The sequence below is a fragment of the Streptomyces olivochromogenes genome, assembly GCF_021538895.1.
Lineage (GTDB): Bacteria > Actinomycetota > Actinomycetes > Streptomycetales > Streptomycetaceae > Streptomyces > Streptomyces olivochromogenes_A.
This window is the reverse complement of the sequence record NZ_JADDRL010000034.1, coordinates 79,472-85,870: the sequence shown is the minus strand read 5'-3', so window position 1 is coordinate 85,870 and position 6,399 is coordinate 79,472. Positions and strand designations below refer to the sequence as shown.

4 protein-coding genes are annotated in these 6,399 nt (G+C 72.5%); all 4 read right to left on the bottom strand.

From position 1 onward, the window contains the following. Positions 1-1,626, bottom strand: a 1,626-nt coding sequence (gene asnB / locus IPZ69_RS19135; protein ID WP_235455364.1) for an asparagine synthase (glutamine-hydrolyzing), incomplete at its 3' end; no start/stop codon positions are given. A 286-nt stretch (positions 1,627-1,912) separates the two neighbouring features. Continuing rightward, complete coding sequence (locus IPZ69_RS19130; protein ID WP_235455363.1) at positions 1,913-2,692, bottom strand: alpha/beta fold hydrolase; 780 nt, start codon at positions 2,690-2,692, stop codon at positions 1,913-1,915. 63 nt (positions 2,693-2,755) lie between these two features. Then, positions 2,756-3,898 carry an alpha/beta hydrolase gene (locus IPZ69_RS19125; protein WP_235455362.1) on the bottom strand — a complete coding sequence of 381 codons (1,143 nt, stop codon included), beginning with the start codon at positions 3,896-3,898 and terminating at the stop codon, positions 2,756-2,758. Then, positions 3,895-6,387, bottom strand: coding sequence for a thioester reductase domain-containing protein (locus tag IPZ69_RS19120; protein WP_235455361.1), 2,493 nt, complete (start codon positions 6,385-6,387; stop codon positions 3,895-3,897). Before IPZ69_RS19120 ends, IPZ69_RS19125 begins: the two co-directional genes overlap by 4 nt. Positions 6,388-6,399 lie beyond the last annotated feature (12 nt).

Here is a 6,399-nt window from a genome sequence, read left to right as displayed (position 1 = left end):
CTGGGTGGACGGGTAGGGGCTCTTGACCCGGTCGTAGACGGTCCTGGGGATGATGTCCGCCGTCGCCTCCCTGAGGAGGGACTTCTCGCGGCCGTCGAAGGACTTGAGGGACCAGGGCGCGTTGTAGACGTACTCGACGAGACGGTGGTCGCAGTACGGGACGCGGACCTCCAGGCCCACCGCCATGCTCATCCGGTCCTTGCGGTCGAGCAGCGCGCGCACGAAGCGGGTCAGGTGGAGGTGGCAGATCTGCCGCATCCGGTACTCGAAGTCGCTCTCGCCGTCGAGGCGGCGGACAGCCGCGACGGCGGTGCGGTAGCCGTCGGCGATGTACGAGTCCAGATCCAGGGTCTCGATCACGTCGGGGCGCAGCAGGTTGGTGTCCTCGCCCGTCCGCCGGGCGAAGCCCACCAGCCAGGGGAAGGTGTCGGCGCGGCGCGCCTCCTCGTCGAAGAAGTGCTGGTAGCCGCCGAAGACCTCGTCGGCGGACTCGCCGGACAGGGCGACCGTGGAGCGGTCCCGGATGGCCTGGAACAGCAGCAGGAGCGAGGTGTCCAGGTCGCCGAAGCCGACGGGCAGGTCCCGGGCGCGGATCACCCGGGCGCGTGCCTCTGGGTCGGCGAGCGTCTGCGCGTCCAGGACGATGTCCTGGTGTTCGGTCCCGGCGAGGAGCGCCGCGTCGTGCACGAAGGGGGTGTCCGGGGTGGCGCGCAGTTCGTCGGCGACGAAGTGGTCGCTCTGGCCGACGAAGTCGACGGCGAAGCTGCGGACCTTCTCGCCGTGTTCCGCCAGCCGGAGGGCGGCGAGCGCGGTGAGGGCCGAGGAGTCGAGGCCGCCGGAGAGCAGGGTGCAGCGGGGGACGTCGGCCACCAGTTGGCGGCGCACGATGTCGTCGAGCAGGGAGCGGACGGTGGCGACGGTGGTGGCGCGGTCGTCGGGGTGGGCCCGGGTCTCCAGCCGCCAGTAGGAGCGGGTGTGCGGTCCCGCGCGGTCGACCGTGACGACGGTGCCGGGCTCGACCTCTCGCATGCCCTCCCACACCGCGTGGCCGGGCGTCTTGATCAGGGTGAACAGCTCGCGCAGGCCGTCGAGGCGGACCCGGGCCCGGACCAGCGGGTGGGCGAGGATCGCCTTGGGTTCGGAGCCGAACAGGACACCGTCGGGGGTGGGGAAGCAGTAGAAGGGCTTGATGCCCATGCGGTCGCGGATCATCACGAGCTTGTCGTGGCGGCCGTCCCAGACGGCGAAGGCGTACATGCCGTTGAGGTGCTCGGCGACGGCGTCGCCCCATTCGAGGTAGCCGCGCAGGACGGTCTCGGTGTCGGAGTCGGTCGTGAAACGGTGGCCGTGGCCGGTGAGTTCGCGGCGGAGTTCGGTGAAGTTGTAGGCCTCTCCCGAGTACACCAGGGCGACGGTCCCGTCCGGGGTGTCCGCGGTCATGGGCTGGCGGCCGCCCGGCAGGTCGATGATCGCGAGCCGGCGGTGGCCGAGGGCGGCGGGCCCCTCGATCCAGGTGCCCCGGTCGTCGGGGCCCCGGCAGGCCATCGTCTCGGTCATCGCGTCCACCACCGCGGCCTCGGTTCGCAGGTCACGGTCGAAGGAAACCCATCCGGTGATGCCGCACATGTCGTGCCTCCCGCCCCGGCCCGGCGGCGGGACCTCGCTCACCTGCGACGTCCCGGATGTGTGTGCCGATGCCCACCGAACCGGTTGTATCGAGCATCTATATGACGAGCGTCCGTCAGGCACTCCGGGCCGTCAACGCGACCGCCGGACAACCGGCCCACGCTCCCCGCATTACCGGCCGCGCTTTACCCGCGCGAGACCCGCGGATCGGCGTCACACCGGGCCGGTCCCCCCGGGAACCGGCCACGGGCAAAGTCTTCCCCAAGGACCACCGGGAGGGATCCGGTCAGTCCTCCACGGCGACGAAACGCTCCACCGCCGACGTCAGCTCCGCGGGCTTCTCCACCGGCAGCTCGTGGCCCGCGTCGATGATGCGGACCACGGCGTCCGGGTAGGCCTTGGCCATCCGGAGCATCTGGTGCACCGGCAGCTGGATGTCGTGGTAGCCGTGGACCAGCAGGGTGGGCGTGCGGATCTCGCCGACCCGGTCGAGGACGTCGAAGGCCCGCATGGCGCCGTACAGCGTCATGACGACCTCGCGCGGGGTGTCCGCGGAGGCGCGGACGTACTCCCGGATCTGCTCGCGCGGATAGCCCGGGGCGAAGGCCCGCTGGATGTTGGCGGCGACGAACAGCTTGAACGGCACCAGGGCGGAGGCCCCCAGCAGCAGGCCCCGGCCCCGGCTGTAGGTCATCCGGCTGATGGAGTTGACCAGGATCATCCGCTCGACCCGCTCGGGATGGGCCAGGGCGATGGTCTGGGAGATCATCCCGCCCATGGAGTGGCCGATCAGGACGAAGCGCTCGACCTTCAGGTGGTCCAGGAGGGCGAGCACGTCCTCGGCCAGCGCCGCGATCGTGCGCACCCCCGCCCCGCTGCTCTCACCGTGCCCGCGCAGGTCCAGCCGGATCACCCGGCGGCGCTCGGCGAAGTGCGCCACCTGGTGGTCCCAGCGGTGCCGGTTGGCCGTCCAGCCGTGGATGAACACCAGGGGCGCGCCGTCGCCGTCGCGGGGGCCCTCGTCGTCGTACGTCAGCACCGCTCCGTCGACTTCGAGCTGCGGCATGAGGGCCTCCTGGAATGCGCTCCGGTTACTGCCCGGTACGGTAACCGGCCGGGCACCCTGCCGTCACCGTCGTTCGCCGAGGAAATCGAGGATGTGCCCGAACACGTCGAGGGCGGCGCCACGGCCCAGGAACGTGTCCAGATGACCGTAGCCGGGAATCTCGGTGTACGACACGTCCAGCTGCGGCTGCCGGTGGGCCAGCACCTGGTGGCAGAGCTTCTGCGAGTCGAGCCACAGCCCGTTCTCGCTGCCCGAGAGCAGCAGCACCGGGGTGTCGATGCTCCCGGCCGCGTCCAGCGCGTTGGGCGGCAGCGCCCGGTAGCGGTGGTCGGTGTCGTGCCAGCGGACGACGCTGCGGGCCAGTTCGATCCGGCGCAGGTGTGGCAGGATCCACAGCGGCGCGGGGCCGAGGAGCTCGGCGAGCCGGTCGTGGGTGGTCTCGGACAGGTTCTCGTGCACGAACAGCGAGGCGCCCGTGCCCCAGGCCGAGTTGTGCAGGATCTGACACGTCGGATCGGGACAGCTCGCCTTGCGCGAGGCCAGGGCGAACAGCGGGGTGTACTTCGACCGCAGGCCCGCCTTGCGGAAGTCGACCGGGATGTGGTCGATCCGCTTCTTCAGCAGCTCCCCCGCCACCGACATGCGCAGCGAGGTCCGGCCGGCCAGCTTCGGGGTCAGGAACACGCCCTGGGAGACGACTCCGGCCAGCCCCGGCACCAGCCCCGCCGTCATGCTCAGCGACAGGGACAGGGAGCCGATGCAGTGGGCGACCACGAACAGCGGCCGGTCGTCGCCGATGCGGCCGCGGATGTGGGCGACGGCCTCGGGGATGTCGTACAGGGCCACGTCGTCGTACGTGTACCGGCGGCCGGTCTCGTTGTAGGGCAGCCGGCAGCTGCCCCGCCAGTCCAGCAGCCAGGGCTCGTAGCCCTCGTCGAGCAGGACGTCGACGAGGTTGCGGGTCTCGGGCTGCAGGAACATGTCGGCGGACGCCGTGTGGCCGTGCAGCAGCAGCACGGCGGGCCGGCCGCTGTCGCCGGTGTCGACGCGGGTGAGGCCCAGGCGGAAGCCGTCGCTCGTCCGGAACGGGATCTCCTCGACGCGGGCCGGGTCGAGGCGGTGACGCAGGGGGCGCAGGGCCGCGGTGGTGCGCACCTGGCGCAGCGCCGGCCGGGCGGCCCGGGAGGTCTTGGTCCTGAAGATCATCGGTGCTGCTCCGTGAGGGTGGGGGTGCGGCGCAGGTCGAGCAGGTCCGCGGCGACGCGGGCGAACGGGCCGACCAGTCCGCGGCCCATCTCCAGGCCGAACCAGGCGAGCCAGGTCAGCTTGGCGGCCCGCTTCTCCTGGCCGGTCAGCCGCGGGTCGACCTTGATGCCGTCGATCTGGTCGCGGACGTAGGAGTCGGCGGGGACGACGACCTCGCCGAGCAGGCTCGCGGCCTCGCCCTCGCGGCCGATCTCGACGGTAAGGGCGCGGGTCTGCCGCCACAGGTCGCGGCGGGCCCGGGCGTACTTGCGGCCCTCCAGCCACCACTGGCCGCCGTCGGCGTCGCGCAACCGCAGCCGGTAGCGCAGGAGTTGGTGCCTGAGGCCGTGCTGCTGCGGGATGCCCTCCTCGGGGCGGACCCAGACGTCACCGCGCTCGACGGTCAGCGGCAGCGGGTGGATCGCCGCGCAGGTCACCTCGCCGGTGACGTCGACCCGGCGTTCCTTCACCAGCTGGTACATGCCGGCGATGGACAGGGTGAGCGCCATCGAGCAGGGCGTCTCGGCCGCGGCGCCGACCGGGCCGACGGTGCCCTCGGTCGTCTCGGCGAACCACAGGTAGGGCTGGTCGTCCTTCTGGGGCAGCCGGGCCAGGCCGTCGTCGGCGAGCTTCTCGAAGGTCTTCAGCTGCGCCTCGGCGTCGTAGCGGGCGGCGGGCGACAGGCCGAGGGCCGCGACGAGGGCGTCGGTGCGCTCGGCGACGGCCGCCGGGCCCTGCAGCGTGGCCTCGCACAGCTTGAGGGCGGTGGGGCTCTGCAACACCCGGTTCAGGAAGGTGAGTTCGGGGACCGGTTCGGCCTCCAGGCGGGCCAGGGTGTCGGTGCGCCAGTCGTCCCAGTCCTGGACGCGCACGTGCATGCCGCCGCGCGACATGTCCGAGACGACGTCGACGAGCCGGTTGGGGACACCGGTCAGGTTGTAGTCGAAGCCCCAGGCGTCCGGCTCGCAGATCGCGGCGACCGCGACCCGGCTCACCCAGTCGACCGGGGCCGCGTTGAGGTAGCGGAACGCCGGTACGGTGCGGAAGCGGCCGAAGGCCGAGATCAGACCGCTGCTGAGGTCCTGCGGGTTGTAGGCGCCGGTCTTCGTGTGACCGCCGATGCCGCCGGGGCGCAGCGCGGTGACGACCAGGCCGTGGTCGCGGGCGCGGCGCAGCGCGACCTCGGCGGTCCACTTGGACTGGTCGTAGCCGGAGATGAGCCGGTCGATGTGGGCGAGGGGGTCGTCCTCGCCCATCGACGTGATGCCGACCTCGTTGAACACCGCGATCGAGGAGATGTGGTGCAGCGGCTTGGGGCGGCCGGTCGCGGCGAGTTCGGCGAGGGTCAGCGCGCCGAGGACGTTGCTGCCGCGCAGGGACTGGTAGCCGCGCAGGAAGTCCACGGCGGCGGCCACGCCGACGATGCTGTCGAGTTCGTGGGCGAGGGTGTGCCACAACTCGTCGTCGAGGCCGAGGCGCGGGCGGCGGATGTCGCCGGGCAGTACGGTCACCCGGCGCCGCACCTCCGACGACCAGGGCAGCCGGTAGCTGCGCAGCTGCTGCCCGAGCCGCTCGGTGGCCGCCTCCTCGTCGGCCGCGCGGACCAGGCAGTAGACGTGGGCGTCGCTGTGCCGCAGCAGGTCGAGCAGCATATGGCTGCCGAGGAAGCCGGTCGCTCCGGTGAGCAGGATCCGGCGCGGCGGCAACGGCTGAGGCACGTCGACGAACGGCAGCCGGTCCGCGAGGGCGAGGTCGGCCAGGATCTGGTCGAGATCCTCCTGCCGGGCCCGGGTGTGCGGGGCGGCGGCCGGGCGAGCGTCGCCGAACACGGCCGGTGGGGTGCGGGGCGCGGGCACGGGAAGGGTGCCCGGCGCCGCCGCGGGGCGGGTGCCCGCCGCGGAGAGCGGGAGGGGGGCCGGGGGTGCCGTGGTGGTGGCGGGCGCGGTGCCGGTCGGCGTGGCGCCGAAGACCGAAGTCCCGGCGATCGCGGTCACGTTGGGCGAGGTCACGATCGCCGTCGCGGCGCCCCGCTCGCCGGAAGCGGGCGGGCCGGCCGAGGCGGCCGTCGTGGCCGTACCCGTCATCTCCGGAAGCCACCGGCGGGCCAGGCTGATCGGCCTCGCGTCGGCGAAGACGTCGTCGAGGTCGACCTCGATGCCCAGTTCGCCCTCCAGCTCGGCGACGAGTTCCACGGCGTGCACGGACGTACCGCCCGCGTCGAAGAAGTCGGCGTCCGGCGCCAGGGTGCCGGTGGGCAGATAGCGGCCCGCCGCGTCGGCGATGGTGGCGGCCAGAGCGTCCACGTCCCACGTCCGGGCCGCGGCGGCGGGCTCCGCTACAGCGCCCACCGCCACCTTGGCCAGCAGGTCGGTCACGCTCAGCGCCCCGCCGCCCCGCTCGATGGACTCGGCGGTCGACCGCCGGACGGCGTCGTCGTTCAGATCACGCATGAGAGCCCTTCA